Source organism: Bradyrhizobium sp. USDA 3311 (assembly GCF_054062495.1).
This window is the reverse complement of the sequence record NZ_JBSSFI010000001.1, coordinates 9,207,547-9,228,015: the sequence shown is the minus strand read 5'-3', so window position 1 is coordinate 9,228,015 and position 20,469 is coordinate 9,207,547. Positions and strand designations below refer to the sequence as shown.

Annotated in this window: 11 protein-coding genes and 7 pseudogenes; 10 read left to right on the top strand and 8 right to left on the bottom strand. The window is 59.4% G+C overall.

Annotation, left to right across the window (positions count from 1 at the left end):
* Positions 1-497: 497 nt before the first annotated feature.
* Positions 498-908, top strand: a pseudogene (locus ACVWW6_RS43865) (DDE-type integrase/transposase/recombinase); the annotation flags it as partial.
* A 54-nt stretch (positions 909-962) separates the two neighbouring features.
* On the opposite strand, the pseudogene ACVWW6_RS43860 reads toward ACVWW6_RS43865, so the two are convergent.
* Positions 963-1,691 (bottom strand): annotated as a pseudogene (locus ACVWW6_RS43860) (IS3 family transposase); the annotation flags it as partial.
* Positions 1,692-1,918: 227 nt separating this feature from the next.
* On the opposite strand from ACVWW6_RS43860, the gene ACVWW6_RS43855 reads away from it, so the two are divergent.
* Entirely contained in the window at positions 1,919-3,301 is a 1,383-nt protein-coding gene (locus ACVWW6_RS43855; RefSeq protein ID WP_456682973.1) for an IS110 family RNA-guided transposase, read from the top strand.
* A gap of 2 nt (positions 3,302-3,303) precedes the next feature.
* Here the strand turns inward: ACVWW6_RS43855 and ACVWW6_RS43850 are convergent.
* Together ACVWW6_RS43850 and ACVWW6_RS43845 are read right to left on the bottom strand one after the other, a co-directional pair.
* Positions 3,304-3,563: pseudogene (locus ACVWW6_RS43850) on the bottom strand (transposase); the annotation flags it as partial.
* A 1,763-nt stretch (positions 3,564-5,326) separates the two neighbouring features.
* Positions 5,327-6,718, bottom strand: coding sequence for a carbohydrate porin (locus ACVWW6_RS43845; RefSeq protein ID WP_456682972.1), 1,392 nt, complete (start codon positions 6,716-6,718; stop codon positions 5,327-5,329).
* A 380-nt stretch (positions 6,719-7,098) separates the two neighbouring features.
* On the opposite strand from ACVWW6_RS43845, the gene ACVWW6_RS43840 reads away from it, so the two are divergent.
* Positions 7,099-7,401, top strand: coding sequence for a hypothetical protein (locus ACVWW6_RS43840; RefSeq protein ID WP_161536474.1), 303 nt, complete (start codon positions 7,099-7,101; stop codon positions 7,399-7,401).
* 61 nt (positions 7,402-7,462) lie between these two features.
* On the opposite strand, the gene ACVWW6_RS43835 is transcribed toward ACVWW6_RS43840, so the two are convergent.
* Positions 7,463-7,978, bottom strand: a complete 516-nt coding sequence (locus tag ACVWW6_RS43835; protein WP_456682971.1) for a hypothetical protein — start codon at positions 7,976-7,978, stop codon at positions 7,463-7,465.
* 103 nt (positions 7,979-8,081) lie between these two features.
* On the opposite strand from ACVWW6_RS43835, the gene ACVWW6_RS43830 reads away from it, so the two are divergent.
* Positions 8,082-8,594, top strand: coding sequence for a hypothetical protein (locus ACVWW6_RS43830; protein WP_456682970.1), 513 nt, complete (start codon positions 8,082-8,084; stop codon positions 8,592-8,594).
* 412 nt (positions 8,595-9,006) lie between these two features.
* On the opposite strand, the gene hemN is transcribed toward ACVWW6_RS43830, so the two are convergent.
* On the bottom strand, positions 9,007-10,344 hold the full coding sequence (gene hemN / locus ACVWW6_RS43825; protein ID WP_097669941.1) for an oxygen-independent coproporphyrinogen III oxidase: 1,338 nt from the start codon (positions 10,342-10,344) through the stop codon (positions 9,007-9,009).
* A 1,085-nt stretch (positions 10,345-11,429) separates the two neighbouring features.
* Here hemN and ACVWW6_RS43820 point away from each other — a divergent pair.
* Complete coding sequence (locus tag ACVWW6_RS43820) at positions 11,430-11,789, top strand: DUF2130 domain-containing protein (RefSeq protein ID WP_333927158.1); 360 nt, start codon at positions 11,430-11,432, stop codon at positions 11,787-11,789.
* Positions 11,790-12,089: 300 nt separating this feature from the next.
* Here ACVWW6_RS43820 and ACVWW6_RS43815 read toward each other — a convergent pair.
* A pseudogene (locus ACVWW6_RS43815) lies at positions 12,090-12,404 on the bottom strand (IS630 family transposase); the annotation flags it as partial.
* Between the two features lie 75 nt (positions 12,405-12,479).
* On the opposite strand from ACVWW6_RS43815, the pseudogene ACVWW6_RS43810 reads away from it, so the two are divergent.
* The 5 genes and pseudogenes from ACVWW6_RS43810 to ACVWW6_RS43790 form a co-directional block, all read left to right on the top strand.
* Positions 12,480-12,728, top strand: a pseudogene (locus ACVWW6_RS43810) (IS110 family transposase); the annotation flags it as partial.
* A 492-nt stretch (positions 12,729-13,220) separates the two neighbouring features.
* Positions 13,221-14,537, top strand: a complete 1,317-nt coding sequence (ltrA, locus tag ACVWW6_RS43805) for a group II intron reverse transcriptase/maturase (RefSeq protein ID WP_202633193.1) — start codon at positions 13,221-13,223, stop codon at positions 14,535-14,537.
* 602 nt (positions 14,538-15,139) lie between these two features.
* On the top strand, positions 15,140-16,291 hold the full coding sequence (ltrA, locus tag ACVWW6_RS43800) for a group II intron reverse transcriptase/maturase (RefSeq protein ID WP_456683244.1): 1,152 nt from the start codon (positions 15,140-15,142) through the stop codon (positions 16,289-16,291).
* A gap of 103 nt (positions 16,292-16,394) precedes the next feature.
* The gene (locus tag ACVWW6_RS43795) at positions 16,395-17,432 is read left to right on the top strand and encodes an IS481 family transposase (RefSeq protein ID WP_456682969.1); all 1,038 of its coding nucleotides are present in this window, start codon (positions 16,395-16,397) and stop codon (positions 17,430-17,432) included.
* 360 nt (positions 17,433-17,792) lie between these two features.
* Positions 17,793-18,589: pseudogene (locus ACVWW6_RS43790) on the top strand (IS110 family RNA-guided transposase); the annotation flags it as partial.
* A gap of 254 nt (positions 18,590-18,843) precedes the next feature.
* On the opposite strand, the pseudogene ACVWW6_RS43785 reads toward ACVWW6_RS43790, so the two are convergent.
* Positions 18,844-19,612, bottom strand: a pseudogene (locus ACVWW6_RS43785) (IS630 family transposase); the annotation flags it as partial.
* 75 nt (positions 19,613-19,687) lie between these two features.
* On the bottom strand, positions 19,688-20,461 hold the full coding sequence (locus tag ACVWW6_RS43780; protein WP_161533254.1) for an IS5 family transposase: 774 nt from the start codon (positions 20,459-20,461) through the stop codon (positions 19,688-19,690).
* Positions 20,462-20,469: the final 8 nt, after the last annotated feature.

Sequence of the window (20,469 nt, the reverse complement as noted above, 5' to 3'; positions counted from 1 at the left end):
AGGCCGGACTCTAACTCCTTCTGGAGGAAATACTCAGTGGCAGGTCAGAGCCAGCATAAAATGGATGTTCACAACCGACAAAGCCCGCGCCAAACTCGGCCGCGCTTATCCAGCCACCGCTAAAGAGTCAAAATCACTGTGATGAACCACTAGAAGCGGCGCGGGAGCAGGCGACGGTGGCCGATTTGGCCCAGCGCTATGAGGTTCACCGAACCAGATCTATGCCTGGAAGAAGCAACTGCTGGACCAGGCGGCCCTGGCCTTTGACGCGGGTGTCGGGCGGGAGAGCGAGGACGCTCGCGAAAGCGAGATCGAGAAGCTGCACGGCAAGATTGGACAAAGCGCGATTTTTTTGGCGCGGAGGTCGGAAGATGAGCACGCCGGACCGTCGAGGAATGCTCGATCGCGCCGACATGGCGCTGTCGATCCGCCGGCAATGCATGTTGCTTGGCATCGCGCGCTCTGGGGTTTACCGGCCGCCACGGCCATCTCACGCATCATCCTTGCATCGCTGCCTCCAGCGCCACGGCATCAGCCGATTGCCGGAGGTCGAAGGCAGCAAGCCTTCGAAGAAAAAATTCAAGGCTTATCCGATCGGCTACTTCCATATCGACATCGCTGAGCTCCAGACCGCTGAAGGTAAGCTCTACCTCTATGTTGCTATCGATCGCACCAGCAAGTTCGCCTTCGTGCAACTGGTCAGGAAGCCGGGAAGGACCTCAGCCTCCGCCTTCCTCGAGGCTCTGATCGCGGCTGTCCCCTACAAGATCCACACGGTTCTCACAGACAATGGGATCCAGTTCACTTTCCCACCGCGTTACGCGGGCGGCCCGACGGCACGATACGTGACACATATGTTTGATATGCGCTGCCAAGAGAATGGCATCGAACATCGGCTGACTGAGGTGGTCCCGGTTGTCTGAACAGCAATTCCGCGTCGATAAGTGGAGCTTCTGCCAAAGTTAAGCTGCCGCGCGGAACGGCAGCGGGTTGAAGTAAGCTTGATCCGGGGTGCCGCCGTCAAGGCTCGAGTGAGGACGCCGGCCATTGTAAAAGTCGAGGTATCGGCCGATCGAGGCGCGGGCGTCGGACACGGTGTCGTAGGCGCGCAGATAGACCTCCTCATATTTGACGCTGCGCCACAGCCGCTCGACGAACACGTTGTCGCGCCAGGCGCGCCGGCCGTCCATGCTGATGGCGATGCCGTGACTGGCGAGCGCGCCGGTGAACGCGGCGCCCGTGAACTGTGAGCCCTGGTCGGTGTTGAAGATTTCCGGCTTGCCGTGGCGAGCGAGAGCGTCCTCCAGCGTCTCGACGCAGAATGCGGCCTCCATCGTGATTGAGACGCGCCACGACAGCACCCGGCGGGTTGCCCAGTCGAGGACAACAGCCAGGTACACGAAGCCGCGCGCCATCGGGATGTAGGTGATGTCCATCGCCCAGACTTGGTTCGGGCGTGTGATCTCCATCCCGCGCAGCAGATACGGATAGATCTTGTGTCCAGGCTCGGGCGTGGTGGTACGCGGCCGGCGGTAGAGCGCCTCTATCCCCATCCGCCGCATCAGCGTTTTAACATGCCGGCGGCCGATCTTCAAAACTTCCGCCTGTTTCGTGATCGGCAGGTCGTGCTCTCGGTCGATCATCGCTTTGCGCTCAGCAGGCCGGCTTTGCTGAGCGCGCCTTCTAAAAAACTATGCGCGACGCTGCGCGCCCCCTGTGGGATAGAAACGGGCAACCGCTAGACTGCGGCCGGAAGGGAGCGGCCGATACGATTTTGGTGGCACGTGACCCCGTCAAAAAACCTGGTCCATGGGCTGTTGCGCACTTGAGAGTGGTGACGCCATCTCGGCGATCCCGTTTAGGAATTTGAATGAATTGCGCAGCCCAGCCCTTCCGCCGGAGTCAGGAGGAACTACAGATGAATCCCAAAAGATCGAAGTCGAAGGACGGCGGTAAGATGCCGATGGTGCACCCGAACGCGGCTGCCATCGACGTTGGCGCCACCATGCATATGGCGGCCGTTAGGGCAGATCGCGCACCGGAGCCAGTCCACAGTTTCGGTACCTTCACGGCCGATCTGCATCGGCTGGTCGACTGGTTTACGGAATGCGGCGTCGAGACCGTCGTCATGGAATCGACCAGCGTCTACTGGATTCCAATTTTCGAGCTTCTCGATGCCCGGGGATTTACGGTGTTTCTTGTCAACGCGCGGGATGCCAAGCACGTGCCGGGGCGTAAGACCGATGTCAGCGATGCGCAATGGCTGCAGCGGCTCCATTCATTCGGGTTGCTGCGGGCCAGCTTTCAGCCCAAAGGGCAGATTGCCGAGCTGCGAGCCTACGTGCGTCAGCGCGAGCGTCTGCTGGAGTACGCGGCCTCACACATCCAGCATATGCAGAAGGCCTTGACGGAGATGAATCTTCAGCTCCACCACGTCGTCGCCGACATCACCGGCGCGACCGGCCTGCGTATCATACGCGCGATCCTTGCCGGCGAGCGCGATCCCGAGGCGCTGGCGTGCTTGCGCCATTACAGTTGCCACTCCAGTGCCGAGACGATTGCGAAGGCGCTCACCGGGAGCTACCGCGCCGAGCATCTGTTTGCGCTCGAGCAGGCACTTGCGCTTTACGACACCTACCACGAGAAGGCATCTGCCTGCGACGCCCGGATCGAAGCCGTGTTGAAGGAACTGAGCAACCATCGCGGTCGTGGTCATGGACCAGCACCGCCGGCCTCGCTGCGTCGGAATCGAACCGATCAGGCGAACGCTCTAGCTTTCGACGTCCGCGAGGCGCTATTCGCGTTGCTGGGAAAAGACATCACCACGATCGACGGCCTCGGTCCTTACCTCTCGCTGAAGCTGATCGCTGAATGCGGTGACGACCTCTCCTCGTGGCCAAGTGCAAAGCATTTTACCTCCTGGCTAGGACTGGCGTCGAGCAACAAGGTCTCCGGCGGCAAAAGGCTCTCGTCCCGAACGCGCCGATCCGGCGGCCGGGCGGCGGCGCTTCTGCGCCTTGCTGCCGTCACCGTCGGACGCACCAATACTGCGCTCGGCGCCTTTTACAGGCGACTTTCATCGCGCATCGGTAAGGCCAAGGCAGTGACCGCCACGGCCCGCAAGATCGCAGTTCTGTTCTACAATGCTGTGCGATACGGAATGGACTATGTCGATCCCGGGGCCTCGTCCTACGAGACGCGCTACCGGACGCGAGTGGTCAACAATTTGCATCGGCGTGCCAAGGCATTCGGCTTCGTTCTCCAGCCCTTGGAGCCGAACGTCGGCGATGCTGTTTCTTAGGAATCGTTCTCCAGCGTGAGCTCCCCGATCTTGGCGTGCAGCGTTTTCACGTCCACCGCGGGCTCGCTCGTTCTGTTGCCACCGCCAGGACCAAATACCTCGGCCGCCGCTTCCTGAAGCTGTGATTTCCACTGCGTGATCTGTTCGGGTGCACGTCGAAATGTTCAGCCAGCTGGGCCAGCGTCATCTCACCCTTGATCGCGGCTAACGCCACTTTCGCCTTGAATGCCGGTGCGTGGTGCCGACGGGTTCGTCTGCTCATCGTCTCTCCTGATTCGCGGGACAATCTTGCCCGCCGTCAGGCAGAAACTCCACTTATCGCCCTGTCCAGAATTCCGGAGCCAGCTCTGCCCACGGACGGAGTCACGACCCGAGCAGGATGATGATTGCGGCTTGGTTCGTCGTGATCGAATGGGCAACTTTAGCCCTTGCGAGGCTTACTTCGCCTCCAGGGGAGCGAGCATCCTCCGCTGACGTTTTTCTTGCACCGGCGAAGTCGAGGTGGTCTGGCACGATCTGGTCGATCGTGGTGATATGTTGGTAAGCATTCGGAAGACTACGCCGGCCCACTGGAAGTGATCTCGTAGACGGGACGCCGCCTTTGGTTCTCCAGGACCGAGGAAGCTGCTTTGAAAGGACGTTGGGAGGGGTGGATTGGTCTTCCGGCTAATCCAGCACTTGCCCCGGCTTCCTGAAGAACTCTGCTCTACGTCGCATGTGACGTCCCCCGGGACAAAAGAGCAGGCCGGTCGTGGAGGTGTCAGATTGCATAACGACCGGCCTCCTCCGAGCATCGTTTGCCTCATTGTGTCGCTTCATCATTAGTTGGCAGTGCCGTATTCGTGGTGCTGAAACAGGAGCGCGTCGGCCCGCTCGCTGCGCCTGATTTAAGTCGGCGCCGAAGTTTGTCAGGATACCCGTGCCTGAAGAGCACGGCTCTCACGTCAACTGGTGCCGTCACGTTTACTGATACCGCACAGGGAGGCACGAGCACGCCTGTTTCCAGAATTCCGCCAACTGTCGTTGCGAACAGGCGGATCCGGATCATTTAAGGCGCTAAGTCCGACCCAGCTCGCCAAAGCCACGAATCCCAACAGAAACCAAATCACAAGAGCAGGCGGGCCACAACGAAGGGGAGGCTTTTGGGTTGCGGTTCTGAGTCTTGATGGTCGGTCCAGGCTTCCCATGATCGCCAAGTCTGAGGCGACATCGGTCCGTCAAAGTCATGAAGGCTAGTTTCGTCCACGGCTATCTCCCGCCACAACACCTAATTGATCAACCCATGGTAGAATGGCCTGCCCATGAGAGAACCCGTGCCTCTCGGTACAACACCCCGGCGCCATGTGGGGCGGATCGGCCCTCGCGAAGAAATGGGCGCCAACCAGATAGTTGGCCTCTCCGATGGGCTCGGGCAGGGCAGTAACTTCGCGGTATTCCCGACGAAGGTGAAAGGCGCCGCGGCCGTGTTCGGTTGTGGACTTTCTGAGCCGCATATTGAGCAATCGCCCTGCCGGTCTTTAGATAGCAGACGGGGATAGGGGCCCCCCGCCGCCGACGGGAGCGGGCTGCCTTGCCTGGGCCAAGTGCTGCTCAAAGCCATCTTGTCGGGTCTGGCTCGTCTGCGGCTGTTCCGAGACGGCGTGCTGCACCTGCGACCAAGCTGGTACATTAAATGGGTCAGAACCTTGCGGGTCCGCGCTAACCTCACCTCCAGGATCACCTGAACAGGTCTCGGTAGTCGGGCAAGCTTTCGAGAACCTGACCTGGCCATGGTACCATACAGGGAGTTATTCGCGCTGGCCCACCTCGGAAATGACGGCGCTCGGGACCAGCCTCTCCTCCATCCGCCCGATGCTCCCTGGAGAACTAACGAGATCCTTCTCCATAATCTCTTCCAGCTGGCGTCCGGTCATATCCGACCTAACGGGCTCGTCTAGCGCATTGCGGCCGATCCTTTCAAGGAGATCGCGAAGCTTCGGTCCCATGCGTCACGAGAACGTGGGAGCAGAATGGCGCATGCGATGATCAGAAGAAGATCAACGTAGATACCAACAGATTGAGCGCATGCTCCGTTTGGGGCGTGTGTGTGATGCTTGTCGGGTTGTGAATGTATGACAGTCCGACGCTTGCATATATCCCCGGGGCGAGATGCGCGGTGTATGTCCCCGTGATTGCTGTGGTCTGGCGGTGCGCAAGCTGGCCTTTAGCCAGAGCAGCATCCACTGCATGCTTGCTCCAGGCTGTGTTGGTCGCAACGAGAGCAATCAGATCACTGGGCCGACTATCAAAAGCTCCCTTCGCATAAAGACGCAGCTCATAATACCGGCTGATCCTGTTGAGGTCAGGTGGAGTTCCCATGACGGAGAAGCCGCCATAGATGCCGCGAGACGGCGACCCAGGGGCGTCACTCTGCGAGAGCTGCCTGTCGGCAGCGATGTAGTAGAAATTGTTTCCGCTCTCCCTTTGTTGATTGGGATCCGCCAAATTCGTGTAGCGGCTATTGTTGAAACCGACGCCCGCCCGCAGCCACGTGTCGGTTACGCCCGGAGCAGCCTTGCTCTTGTAGCCGGCTTCTTCAACGAGAAGGATGCCTGCATTGGCCGTGCTCCAGTTCAAGCCGGTGGGATTCTCCGTTATCTGGGCATAGGGACCATCTGGACTGATTGAGCGTTGGATGGAGACCTTGTTGTACAAGCGATCGTCAAAATTGTACTTCAAGTTGACCGCCGGCGTGGGCGCGGCATTGGTGCTCATCCCTGCCTGGAACAAGGCAGACATGTTCGATCCTGTAATCCCTCCGAACAATGTGCCGGTGAACTCATTTTGGTTTCTGAGGTAGCCAAGTTTGAGTTCTAGTGTCCTGTCGAAGAAGGTCTGGTAGTAGGCGAGCGTATTGATTCCCACTCGATCTGGCCCCGGGCGATCCCACGTCCAGTATTGCTGCTCGGCTCCTACGACAATCTGTCCGTCGGCAATGCCAAACCGGCTGAGATCGTAGGTGACAATCATGAAGTTTGCCGACGCGAAGGTCGGATTCTGGCCCATATAGAGCTGGTTTGCGATAGTGCTTCTGGCTGCATTCGGCAGCTGGTTGTTTGCAAAGCTGTTGTGTGTCCAGCCGATGTAGCCGATGCCGACATCTGCCAGCGCCGATCTAACGTTGTCCTGATCAATTGTGTCCGCAGGGCCGGGTATGTTGAGCCACAACCCTTTTTCACGCAGATCGTCGTACCTTGCGAAGGGATCGATCGTCTTTTGCGGTCTCGTCTGAGCAGCCCTGTCCGCATTGCCGCGCTTCTCGAAAGGCACTCCGGGACCTGCTGCTGACGCCGGGGCAGGAGGGCGGATTGCCTGACGGATCAGGTCGATCGGGAGCTTTGCGGCCCGATCGGAAGCCCTTTTGCTGGCCTGATCCACAGGGTGGCTACTAGGATCAAGCCCGCTCGCGGTTTGTGCCAGTACGGAATTGCCGACCAGACAAGCCGTTAGCGAAAGTGCGATAACAAGCCAACATTGCTTTCCCCTTGGTCTAAAATTGGAAGAAAGTGCTGCCGTAGCCGCGTATGTCCGAGGCGAGGTCGTCGCAAGTAAGCAATCACGCATGGCGCACTTCGGGTCCATGTCTGCCGGCCATAAATAGATTGCACTGCGGCCTGATTGGCCCAAAGTGAGCTCCCGGCGTTTTCGCGTCCGAGGGCGAGGGGGACGAGCCAGAATTCGATCTATCCCAAGAGAACCACTCAGGCTTCCCAAACCTCTCCGCTCGCGGCGCGATGATGGTCTGGTCTGCAACTTTCTTGAGCATCACGGCCGCTGCGCCGAGAGCCAGCGGCGAGCGCTGGCTCGGCAAAATGCTCACGCCGAGCGCCCGGGACCTCGCTGTCCTGGCCGCCAAGACATTGCGAATGGCCAGCACTGTGAGTCAGGCGATTCCGGCGGTGCCGCGCATTTGCATCGAAGGCGGCTTTCTCGACGAAACGGCAGCTACCAGAAAGCAAGGCTCGCCCGGCAAGCGGCCTGGCTTCACGAAGCGCTCCATTGGTATCGTTGTCACCGAAAGACGCGACAATCGCCAGGCTCGAAGGCCGGAGAGCCTTTGAATTTGCGCGCCCGGCAACCACACCACAACGTCTAACGTGGTGGCCCAGGAGACCAGAGGAATCAGCCATCGAGCAGCTTTGGCGTGTATCGGCGAGCAGTTGCTGCCTCCGTCAGCGCCGTTGGCGCGGCAAAATCTGTCTTGCATCCGAATCCTTCACGTGCGCGGCGTTCGTTGGTCACGCTTGCCACGTGCCCGTCATCTCGAACAACCTGCCGGAATTGGTAGTTGACCAGGTGCAATGGTTGCCGGTCCAATCGGCCATTGCGGCTCGGCCGCTCAGCCGTGGCGCTCACGTGGCGCGTCCGGAATGAAGTTGCTGGTCTCGGCAACGCGTGAGGCGGGATTCCATCGAACACGCTGCAGCAATCGGTGGACGGTTTGCATTCGTGCAGCGGCAAGGTAGGAAAATCTGCAAGGTTCTTCTGAATGATGAGAAAATGCTGCGCCATCGCCGACGAAGACGAGAACCATTCGATGGTGATGCTATCATGGAGAACGCGCGCAAATTGTCGCGTTGCGTTGCTCAAGAAGGGAGTTTGATAAGAGCAGTGGCAGCCGATCGGGAAGGTCGCCAAGATTGATTATTCTCGACGCTGGCAGCTACTGGAGCGCGTGAGTATCGCAGGCTGTCGCTTCGACGAAATAAGCCTGCTGGAATGGGATGTTGAGCGAGGGACAATGGACTGGATTGATCAAGCGGCCGCTTCAGACTTGCGGCCGCTCTTGCACCGGCCGTCAAGACGGATTCCCCTGGTTTTCCCGCTTGTCCTCGTCGGCTCGTGTGCTGCTGGCGCCTGGCTTTGGGCTAACCTTGAAAAGTTTGTCGAGACGCCGGAAGCCCGGGAAGTCGCTTCAACGATGAGCCTGTCACCGGAGGACAGTGCATCCCTGTCCGACATAAAGTGGGCACAGCAGAAAGCTGGCGATGAGATCGCAGAACTCAACCGCCGGATCGATGCCCAGCGGGATGACCTCAAAGGGATCCTGGATCAGATCACCGTGCTGACTTCGCGGATCGATTCGCTGCAGAGTTTAATACCTGCCCCTTCGGCTGCTTCCGTGCCTCCTTTGTCGTCATCCGGGGCTGTTTCAAGCGTCGCCAGGAAACGCCTCGGGCGGTCCAAACCACAGGGACCTGTTTCCGTCGGAGGCGCGCCAGTGATCGCAGGACCGAAGACCACCGAGCCTTGAGGTCTCAGTGGCCGCTGCAGGCGTGGTCGAGTCTTCAACTGCGCTCGAGGAGGTGGACCGTAACTTCGCAAAGCTGCCTCCGGCCGTAAAATACCCAAAGCTTGTGCGGGTGCCGGCGTCTTCAGCGGCATATCGCTGAGGCCGTCACCATCATCGAGAGCACGCCGAGGGAGGTGGAGCAGAGCCCTTTCCGCGTGATCGAGGCGTGGCCCTGAACAGCGGAATCCGCTGCGTCTTCCTTTAAATCAACTTCCTTTTGATCAGCCCTCGCCGGTTTTGAGGCCATATCTGAAAGTTCATGTCATCACGCCGCCACTGCATCCTCGAAATCTGGCCCGTCTGCCCGAGGCGATTCTTCGGATCGCCCCCTCGCGAAGAGCTTAGATGTTTGGGATCTGCTCACATGCGTGGCTTAGTTAATAGGGGTACGGTCGAGATAAGTGTCGAATGCGGCAGCAACAGCACGAATGACAAACCGGTGCTCCTGCTTGATCCGAATGAATCCGTCTTCAATGTCCACTATCCCGTCTTCGGCAAGCATTCCCAGGCGGTCGGCCGAATCGAGAAGAGGAATCGGATCAAATCCGTGAGCAGCACAGATCGCTGGTACGTCGGCCTGCAAATCGCACATCAGACGCTCGATAATTGCGGCTCGGAGGCGATCTTCGGCGGAGAGAAAGTAGCCTTTTGAGGTTGCCAGACGACCAGCCTGAATGTGTTGGTGATAGGAAGCAGTTGCGATCTCGTTCTGGACGTAACCGTCACGCAGACGGCCGATGGCTGACGGGCCTAAGCCGATCACGGTTTTGCAGGTATCAGCCGAATAACCCAGGGAGTTGCGGCGCAGCCGACCGGCTTTCTGCGCTAGCGTGAGCTCGTCGTCGGGCAGGGCGAAATGGTCAAGCCCGATCTGGCGGTAGCCGGCCGAGACCAGTGTATCTGCAATGGCCGCGGCTTGCTCAGCGCGGGCGACATTGTCCGGCAGCGCCGCCTCATCGATCTGGCGCTGACGTTTCATATAGGAGGGGACGTGAGCATATCCAAAAACTGCAAGCCGGTCTGGCCGCATGGCCAGAGCCGTCCGCGCGGAGTCCACGCAGGACCGGACCGTCTGATGCGGCAGTCCGAAGAGAAGGTCGAAATTGATGCGGCTTATCCCATGCTGGCGAAGACTTTCGACGACAGAAGCCGTCTGCACCTCGCTCTGGACGCGGTTGACCGACCTTTGAACCACGGGGTCGAAGCTTTGCACGCCGATGCTCGCGCGGCTGACCCCGGCTGCTTGTAACGTTTCGGCCATCTCGGCCGTGAACGCACGCGGGTCGATTTCTATGGCGATGGTAGCTGATTTGCTGAACGCGAAGCAGCGGCGCAGGAGTTCCATCAAGGCCAGGAAATCGGTTGGCGCAATGGTGGTCGGCGTCCCACCGCCGAAATGCACGTCGCTCACCGGCAGAGCGCGCGGCGCTTGCTCTGCGACCAAGCGGATCTCCTCATGCATCGCCGCCAAGTAAATGCTGATCGGTCGCTCGCTGCGAGTGAGGCTTGTAGGAAAGCCGCAATACCAGCAGATCGAGCGGCAGAACGGCACGTGGAGGTAGAGCGATACGGGTTCGTCGGGCGGCAGCCGCCTCAACCATGTCTCACAAGTCTCGGCACCGACCATCGCGGAGAAATCCGGTACGGTTGGGTAGATGGTGTACCAAGGCAGGCGAGCATCGCAATACTTGTTTAGGAGGGAGGTCTGCAAGGCTGAACTTTCCTATGCTCAAACAGTATGAAGCTGACCGACGCCCTCTCTTCTGTCCTTGCGTTACGTCAAACGGGCCTACCTGTTCCTCAAGTCTGGTCCCGCTCTCGATGTCACTGCCAACGCGGCTTAGGGGCCGGGAGTGAGAATGGGAATGAGAGCCGCTCGTTAGCGATTATCTGGATGCTTGTGGGTAGAATGAACTTCTCGTATGAGCACGGTCGGAGCGGCTAGTCTCCCCTGACTAGCCTGCGCGCAGTGTCAGTCATTCATCCGAGGGCGCGTCGCTTCCGCATTCCTTGACGCGCAACCTTTCGCGACGAAAACCACGGATCTAAAGGCATCACCAAAAGCGGGCCAGGCTGTCGCTGGGCTTTTCCGAGGAAAAGCCGATGTGGATGCTCATGGCATTCGACCAGGATGTGGAAATCACGATAAAGTCGCATGGTAAAATGCGCCGACGCTGGCGAGATCACGTCTAGTCCGGCAGCACAATAGGGCATGAGGGCTCAGAACCTGAAACACCCGCGGCGGGTGCCGCTCATCGGCCCACCCGAACTGCAATCACGAGATTCACCTCACCGATTCTCTTGCTGCTCCGTGAATGAGGGAACCGGCCGGCGCTTTCAGCAAAACTTGGCGGACAAGGATGCCGAGGTTGCCCGCAAGGCCGAGGCCTTGCCCAGCAGCGAGGGGCCACGCAGCGCGAGCAGTCGAGGACCAGCTCGCCGAGCGGTTAGCTGCCGAGCGCGGCCAGCTCGTCGCCATGGAAGCGAAGAAGGCTCGAGACGCTGCGGCGGCCGAGCTAATGGCACAAACTGCCGAAGCGGCCGAGCTTTGTCAAAACTTGGAGCCAACAATGCCAGGCTTGCCGAGGCGCAGCAGGCTCAAGCCGAGCTGATCCGCAAGCAACGTGCCCTTGATGAAGAGAACGTGAACTCGATCTGCCATCGAATAGGTCTCAATCGGTGATTTCCAGGCGAAAGCCAGGCAGGAAGCTGACGAAGCCGCGCGCTTGCGTGTGCTTGAGAAGGATCAATCGATGGAGTCGATTGCCCAGACGATCAAGGAGTTGAAGCGCAAGGCTGAGCAGCCCTCCAGCAATTCCCGGGCGAAGTGCGCGAGCTCGAGCTCGAAGCCTTGCTTCGCAGCCGTTTCCTACGGAGACGATTGAGGCGATCGGCAAAGGAGCTGGCGCGCACGTCGTCCAGCAGATCAACGGTTCGATCGCTCGTCCAGCCGGTATCATCCTTTGGGAATCCAAGGGCACTAAAGCATGGAGCAATGGCTGGCTTGGGAGGCGGGCGTCTCGCCGCTTACCTTCGATATGCAGCACCTCTCAGCAGATGCCACGAGTCGGATGCCTCCCGTTGAAGGCCGGCGTGTCACGGAAAATAAATTGCTTGCTAGATGAAGAGCGCCAAGTGCGCGATCGTACAACGTGACGCTACGTGCGATTCAAGTGCTTTGGAGCAGCTCACGAGAACATTTATTAATTTCAAGTATAAAATGCATGAGCCTCAATTCCGCCACGCTGCTTGTCTCATTGCCGCAAGCATCATCACGGATGTACTGATGATGTTGGGGCGGGCCCGGCGCGCTTTCAACCCCCGGCAAAGTGCGTCGGGGCGCCTTGGTTCGGCGGCGTCCCGTTCCGGCTCCAATGCAGCTCACCAACTACCGAGCTCCTCGACGTATAGTCGACGCGCGAGTCGAGATTGGCGCGGCCTTCTAGTCACGTGAATCTAAAGTTCGCCACATAAAGTCTGCTGGGCTTTGTGGCAGAAGCGTTTGATGGAAGCCAAGATCTGGTCTGCGGACTTGGTCCATTTGAAGGGCTTCGGGTTATTGTTGTGCAGTTCGATGAAGGTACGGATGTCGGCCTCGAGTTGCCTGACGGAGGTGTGAACACCTCGCTGGATTTGCTTTCTGGTGAGCTCAGCGAACCAGCGCTCGATCTGATTGATCCATGACGCGGAAGTCGGCGTGAAGTGGACATGATAGTGCGGCCGGCGAGCGAGCCACGCTTTGATCTTGGGTGTCTTGTGGGTGGCGTAGTTGATGGGGTGGACGCCCCCTCACGGCATCGCTGTGCCAAAGTGGTGTCGTTGACCATCACTTGAACGGAGGCGTCCATGTCGGAAGTTAGCATAATCGGGTTGGATCTGGCGAAGAATGTGTTCCAGATGCACGGCGCGGATGCATCAGGAACCGTGCTTTTCCGCAAGAAGCTGCGCCGGGATCAGGTCCTTAAATGTCTTGCCGCGCAGCCGACGTGCACGGTCGCCATGGAGGCCTGCGCCAGCAGCCACTACTGGGGGCGCGAGATCGGGAGATTGGGGCATGCGGTGCGACTCATTGCGCCAGACTATGTAAAGCCATTCGGTGCGCCCCGACGGCGCGTATTACCAGTGGAGGAAGGATCCACCCAGAGAGTTGTCGATTGATCTGGTAGCTGACGAGCGGTTTGGACGAGCAATCGGACGGATCGAAGCCTCGTGACAAAGGTCGCTTTAGGCGGCCGAGCAATCCAGCGGGCCGTAACGTGAGTGAAGCCTGAGCACGCCTCGAAAGTTACGATGTGAATGCCGATCCGATCGTATGGCGGGGAAGGCCGTGCGGACAGGGAAGCAATCGACGCACGCACCTGTCTGGTTCACCGGGGTAATGGGCACGGCACGTTGGAAAGGTAGTACGGGTAATCGGGGGAGACCCGTCTTGGTCGAAGGTCGCGCCTTCAGCATTGAGTAGTCGATGGACCGGACGGGAGTCGGACAGGGTCAAAGGTACCGATGAAACCGGGTAATTCCGGCGGAGGAAAGGACCCTGACTTCAGGTGCGCTTTTAAAGATGGCGAGGGAAAGGGTAGATTGGCGATGAGCCTTGAAACGCCCGATAAGATCAGGAGCCTTCAGAGAAAGCTTTATTGCAAAGCGAAGGCGGAGCCTGCCTTCCGCTTCTATGTGCTGTACGACAAGATCTGCCGCGAGGACATTCTGAGCCATGCCTACAAGCTGGCCCGCGCCAACGCGGGTGCGCCGGGAGTGGACGGAATAACTTTCGAACAGATCGACGCGTCGGGACTCGAAGCATGGTTGGCTGGCCTGCGCGATGAACTCGTCACGAAGACCTATCGGCCCGATCCGGTGCGGCGGGTGATGATCCCGAAGCCCGGCGGCGGCGAACGTCCGCTCGGTATCCCAACAATCCGGGACCGGGTCGTCCAAGCTGCTGCAAAGATCGTGCTGGAACCGATCTTCGAGGCGGATTTTGAGGACGGAGCTTATGGATATCGCCCGCGCCGCAGCGCGGTCGATGCCGTCAAGGAAGTGCACCGGCTTATGTGCCGGGGCTACACAGATGTTGTTGACGCCGATTTGTCGAAATACTTCGACACGATACCGCACTCGGACCTCCTCAAATCGGTGGCCCGACGCATCGTCGACCGGAATGTGCTGCGGCTGATTAAGTTATGGCTGCGAGTACCGGTCGAGGAGCGGGATAGCAACGGGAAACGGCGCATGAGCGGCGGTAAGAGCAACAAGTGTGGCACGCCACAGGGCGGTGTCATCAGTCCGCTGCTCTCCGTCATCTACATGAACCGGTTCCTGAAGCATTGGCGTCTCAGCGGTCGGCGTGAAGCATTCCATGGCCAAATTATCTCCTATGCCGACGACTTCGTCATTCTCAGCCGCGGCCACGCGGAAGACGCATTGACGTGGACGAAAGCGGTGATGACCAAGCTTGGGCTGACACTCAACGAGACTAAAACCTCGGTGAAGAATGCCAGATTGGAAAGCTTTGACTTCCTTGGGTACACGCTCGGACCCCGCCACTTCCGCAATGGGGGGCGGTGGTATCTTGGCGCGGCTCCGTCGAAGAAAAGCGTGCTGCGGATCAAGAGGAAGGTCAGCGAACTGCTGACGCCGGGCAACAAGGGCGCTTGGCCCGAAGTACAAGCACGACTGAACCGCCTTCTGCGCGGCTGGTCCGCTTACTTCAGCTATGGCTCGCTTGCTACGGCTCATCAGGCCGTTGATCGACACGTCTTTGACCGCGTGCTCGCCTTTCTGCGCAGACGACATAAGACGCCAGGACGTGGCGTCAGACGGTTCTCTGATCAGATCTATGGGAACCCTGGCGTACTTGTGCTGAACCGCGTGCGCAAAGTGTCGCCGACGTGCGCCTTGTGACGAAACCTGTCGGAAAGCCGGATGCGGGAAAACCGCACGTCCGGTTTGATGAGCGGGGAGAGGAAACGGAACGCGCAACAAGCGCATCACCGCGCCTCTCCTCGACTCTACGTGCGCCCCGACGGCGCGTATTACCAGTGGAGGAAGGATCCACCCAGAGAGTTGTCGATTGATCTGGTAGCTGACGAGCGGTTTGGACGAGCAATCGGACGGATCGAAGCCTCGTGACAAAGGTCGCTTTAGGCGGCCGAGCAATCCAGCGGGCCGTAACGTGAGTGAAGCCTGAGCACGCCTCGAAAGTTACGATGTGAATGCCGATCCGATCGTATGGCGGGGAAGGCCGTGCGGACAGGGAAGCAATCGACGCACGCACCTGTCTGGTTCACCGGGGTAATGGGCACGGCACGTTGGAAAGGTAGTACGGGTAATCGGGGGAGACCCGTCTTGGTCGAAGGTCGCGCCTTCAGCATTGAGTAGTCGATGGACCGGACGGGAGTCGGACAGGGTCAAAGGTACCGATGAAACCGGGTAATTCCGGCGGAGGAAAGGACCCTGACTTCAGGTGCGCTTTTAAAGATGGCGAGGGAAAGGGTAGATTGGCGATGAGCCTTGAAACGCCCGATAAGATCAGGAGCCTTCAGAGAAAGCTTTATTGCAAAGCGAAGGCGGAGCCTGCCTTCCGCTTCTATGTGCTGTACGACAAGATCTGCCGCGAGGACATTCTGAGCCATGCCTACAAGCTGGCCCGCGCCAACGCGGGTGCGCCGGGAGTGGACGGAATAACTTTCGAACAGATCGACGCGTCGGGACTCGAAGCATGGTTGGCTGGCCTGCGCGATGAACTCGTCACGAAGACCTATCGGCCCGATCCGGTGCGGCGGGTGATGATCCCGAAGCCCGGCGGCGGCGAACGTCCGCTCGGTATCCCAACAATCCGGGACCGGGTCGTCCAAGCTGCTGCAAAGATCGTGCTGGAACCGATCTTCGAGGCGGATTTTGAGGACGGAGCTTATGGATATCGCCCGCGCCGCAGCGCGGTCGATGCCGTCAAGGAAGTGCACCGGCTTATGTGCCGGGGCTACACAGATGTTGTTGACGCCGATTTGTCGAAATACTTCGACACGATACCGCACTCGGACCTCCTCAAATCGGTGGCCCGACGCATCGTCGACCGGAATGTGCTGCGGCTGATTAAGTTATGGCTGCGAGTACCGGTCGAGGAGCGGGATAGCAACGGGAAACGGCGCATGAGCGGCGGTAAGAGCAACAAGTGTGGCACGCCACAGGGCGGTGTCATCAGTCCGCTGCTCTCCGTCATCTACATGAACCGGTTCCTGAAGCATTGGCGTCTCAGCGGTCGGCGTGAAGCATTCCATGGCCAAATTATCTCCTATGCCGACGACTTCGTCATTCTCAGCCGCGGCCACGCGGAAGACGCATTGACGTGGACGAAAGCGGTGATGACCAAGCTTGGGCTGACACTCAACGAGACTAAAACCTCGGTGAAGAATGCCCGATTGGAAAGCTTTGACTTCCTTGGGTACACGCTCGGACCCCGCCACTTCCGCAATGGGGGGCGGTGGTATCTTGGCGCGGCTCCGTCGAAGAAAAGCGTGCTGCGGATCAAGAGGAAGGTCAGCGAACTGCTGACGCCGGGCAACAAGGGCGCTTGGCCCGAAGTACAAGCACGACTGAACCGCCTTCTGCGCGGCTGGTCCGCTTACTTCAGCTGTAGAAGTTTCGACTTAATCTGACGGCAAGGTTTGAACTGGCAGGGAATGGAGCTGCGGGCGAGCAGGAGCGCTCACCCAAAGGACGCTCCCGCGCAGCCCGCAGCGTCTCACAGGAGACGTTACCATGACCCAGGAACAGAAGGTCATTCGCGCGAAAGTCGGCATGCTGGAATTGGCCAAGCAGCTCGGCAACGTCAGCCAGGCTTGCCGGATGATGGGCTATAGCCGCGACAGCTTCTACCGGTTCAAGGAACTGTACGACAAGGGCGGCGAGCTGGCGCTGATTGAGATCAGCCGCAAGAAACCGGTCCTGAAGAACCGTGTCGCGCCGGAGGTCGAGGCAGCCGTCGTTGAGCTGGCGATCGACCAGCCGGCCTGGGGTCAGGTGCGGGTCAGCAATGAGCTCAGGAGCCGCGGCCTGTCGATCTCCCCGTTCGGGGTACGGGCGGTGTGGCTGCGTCACGACCTCGCCAACGTCAAGAAGCGGCTGACGGCGCTGGAGGCCAAGATGGCCCAGGACGGCCTGGTGCTGACCGAGGCCCAGCTCGTTGCGTTGGAAAAGGCCAAATCCGAAAAGGAGGCGCACGGCGAGTTCGAGAGCGAGTGCCCCGGCTATTGCGGTGCGCAGGACACCTTCTATGTCGGCAACATGAAGGGGGTCGGGCGGATCTATCAGCAGACCTTCATTGACACCTACAGCAAGGTGGCGTTCGCCAAGCTGTATGATCGCAAGACGCCGATCACGGCGGCCGAACTGTTGAATGATCGCGTGGTGCGGTTCTTCGATGCGCGGGGCATCCCGCTGAACCGCATCCTGACCGACCGCGGCACCGAGTATTGCGGCAATCCGGAGCATCACGAATACGAGCTCTACCTCGCCGTCGAAGACATCGATCACACCCGCACCAAGACGAGGAGCCCACAGACCAACGGCATTGTTGAGCGCTTCCACCGCACCGTGCTCGAGGAGTTCTATCGCGTCGTGTTCCGCAAAAAGATCTATCCGAGCATCCCTGCCTTGCAGAGCGATCTCGATGAGTGGATAGCTGCCTACAATGAGGTGCGCCCGCATCAGGGGCGCTGGTGCTACGGCAAGACGCCGATGCAAACCTTGCTTGACGCAAGTGCTCTGTCGAGAGAGAAATTGTTGCCGGCTGCGTGAGGTCGGACATGAAACCTTTGTCGGACACCTGCCGCGACAAAGCCCTCACTGTCAGCTCAAGTCCCTTCTTTTACACTTCAGCTATGGCTCGCTTGCTACGGCTCATCAGGCCGTTGATCGACACGTCTTTGACCGCGTGCTCGCCTTTCTGCGCAGACGACATAAGACGCCAGGACGTGGCGTCAGACGGTTCTCTGATCAGATCTATGGGAACTCTGGCGTACTTGTGCTGAACCGCGTGCGCAAAGTGTCGCCGACGTGCGCCTTGTGACGAAACCTGTCGGAAAGCCGGATGCGGGAAAACCGCACGTCCGGTTTGATGAGCGGGGAGAGGAAACGGAACGCGCAACAAGCGCATCACCGCGCCTCTCCTCGACTCTACTAAAGCGGAAGAAGAATGATGCCGCCGATGCGGAAGCAATCTGCGAAGCCGCCCAGCGGCCGACGATGCGTTTCGTGGCGGTGAAGAGCGAGGAGCAACAGGCCGCGGCCATTGTGTTCCGCGCCCGCGACCTCCTGGTGCGTCAGCGCACCCAAACTATCAATGCGCTCCGCGGCCATCTGACCGAATTTGGGGTGGTAGCGGCGCAAGGTCCCTTCCATGTTGCCAAACTCGTTTCCGCGATCATCGGCCATGATACCGACATTCCTGAGTTGGCTAGACCGATCCACGGCTGCTCGTCGAGCAGTTGCGATCCCTGAACGAGAAGGTGGCGCTGCTCGACCGAGAGCTCGCCCGCCGCGCCAAGGAGGATGCCGAAGCGAAGCGGCTAATGACGATCCCAGGAATTGGGCCGATCACGGCTACGGCGCTCGTTGCCCTGGCGCCGACAGCCCAGGCCTTCAAGAGGGGACGCGACTTTGCGGCATGGCTGGGGCTTACCCCGCTGCAGCGCTCCACCGGAGGCAAGCAGAAGCTCGGCAAGACGTCACGAATGGGCGAACGAACCCTACGACGACTGCTGATCATCGGCGCGAGCGCGGCCGTGCGCTGGGCAATGCGCAAAGGCTCGACAGCGGATTCTTGGCTTGCGCGCATGCTTGCCCTCAAGCCGCCCATGCTGGTGATCGTCGCCCTCGCTAACAAGATGGCGCGCATCGTCTGGGCATTGATGGCGAGAGGCGGAACCTATCGGGCTCCGGCTGCGGCGAAGTAGTTCCGCGGCAGGGACCGTGAGTGTGAGAAGGTCAACCGGAGAGTATGGCGCACGGTCACGAGACAGGAATGGGAAAACCAGATCATGGATACGCGCCTCGAGCACGCGAAGTTGAATTGGACCCGTTCCGCGAACTCCCATACGGGCCAGCGGCATGTGACAGCCGCAACAAAAGGCCGGACACATGTCAGCACCCGACCACGCTCCGCACTCTTCGAAAGATTCTTCTTGCACCAACGGGGGCGTCCACACATGTCCATGACGATATGGACAGCGAACCCCTCAGGGATTTGAGCGTCGATCTCTTTGAGTAACTTCAAGAACTCGACCGCCCGATGGCGCTTGTAGCATTTGCCAATGACAAAGCGGAAGCGACATCGAGCGCGGCAAACAGCGTGGTCGTACCATGCCGCACATAGCTGTGGGTGCGACGTTCCGGCACGCCCGGCATCATCGGCAGGACCGGCTGCTCGCGATCCAGGGCCTGGATCTGGCTCTTCTCGTCGATGCTGAGGACAAGGGCTCGGTTCGGTGGGGACAGGTAAAGCCCGACAATATCGCGCACCTTATCGACGAATAGGGGATCGCTCGATAGCTTGAATGTCTGGCTGCGGTGCGGCTGCAAGCCGAACGCCGTCCACATTCGGCGGATCGTGGTGTGAGAAAAGCCAGTTTCCGCGGCCCTCGAGCGGATCGACCAGTGCGTCGCGCCGGGCGGCGTCGTACGCAATGTCCGCTCGATTACCTCGGCAACCTGATCATGGTCGATGGTTCGAGGGCGGCCAGGGCGGGCTTCGTCAAGCAGGCCATCACAGCGATCCTTCAAGAATCGGCGGCGCCACTTGCCAACGGTGTGTTCATGGATGCCAAGTTCGGCAGCCACAGACTTGCTTGGCAGACCATCTGCACACCGCAGGATCGCGCTACACGATGACGACGAACTTGTCTCTCCAAGTACGCCCGCTCCTGCGGACTCAGTACCAACGGCGCAATCGACCGGCCTTTCACACCTGCATTCGCCACGAGGGCTCCCCTCTCTAGAGATTCGAGCGATCAACTAATGTCACGAACTTGCATTCCAGATGACTAGAACCTATCTCAAAATTGTCGAAACAGGATCAGCAGGCAAGCGAGCTGGACGAAGCCGAGGAAGTTTTGCGGATAGAACTCCCAGCGGACCAGCAGGCGCCGCCGCCACTGTATCCAGGCGAAGAAGCGTTCGACCAGCCAACGCCGAGTATAACGACGGAGCCTGCGGCCGTCCTGGGTGAGCGACCTCACTCGGTTTGAACGATGTGGCGCGATCATCTCGATGCCTTGTGACCGCAGTTCATCGTCGAGCGCATCGCTGTCATAGGCGCGGTCGCCGATCAGGTTCTCTGGCTTGGCCTCGATCATGTAGAAGTCGAAGCAGAGCTGTACCAAGCGCACTTCGTGATGGTTCGCGGCATGCGTGCTCACTGAAAGCGGCAAACCGTGGCGATCCACAATCGCCATGATTTTTAAGCCTTTTCCGCGCCTCGTTGGGCCGATCTCTGCACCGCCGCCTTTGGCCATCGCAAAGGTCGCGTCGATGAAACACTCCTCTTCGTCGAGCAAGCCTTTCTCGCGAAGTTCGTTGGCGATATCGGTCAGAACGCGTCGCAACACTTCATTGCGACACCAGTTCTGAAAGCGACGATGTACGGTCTTATAGTTCGGATAGCACTGCGGCAGCATGTGCCACTGCGCACCCGTGTTCAAAATCCAAAGAGCGGCTTCGAGAACTTGACGCGTCGCAATCGGCTTCCGGCCCGGCCGGCCGTCGGCAAGGTGCTCTTCCGGAAAGTGTTTCCGGATGCGCTCCCATTGCTCGTCCGTCAGCCGAATCATCTTTCCTT

Excerpts from the sequence above, each read along its gene's own strand:
- ACVWW6_RS43855 (WP_456682973.1), top strand. The coding sequence starts at position 1,919 with ATGAATCCCAAAAGATCGAAGTCGAAGGACGGCGGTAAGATGCCGATG.
- ACVWW6_RS43830 (WP_456682970.1), top strand. The coding sequence starts at position 8,082 with ATGGACTGGATTGATCAAGCGGCCGCTTCAGACTTGCGGCCGCTCTTG.
- ltrA (WP_202633193.1), top strand. The coding sequence starts at position 13,221 with ATGAGCCTTGAAACGCCCGATAAGATCAGGAGCCTTCAGAGAAAGCTT.
- ltrA (WP_456683244.1), top strand. The coding sequence starts at position 15,140 with ATGAGCCTTGAAACGCCCGATAAGATCAGGAGCCTTCAGAGAAAGCTT.
- ACVWW6_RS43795 (WP_456682969.1), top strand. The coding sequence starts at position 16,395 with ATGACCCAGGAACAGAAGGTCATTCGCGCGAAAGTCGGCATGCTGGAA.
- ACVWW6_RS43780 (WP_161533254.1), bottom strand. The coding sequence starts at position 20,461 with ATGATTCGGCTGACGGACGAGCAATGGGAGCGCATCCGGAAACACTTT.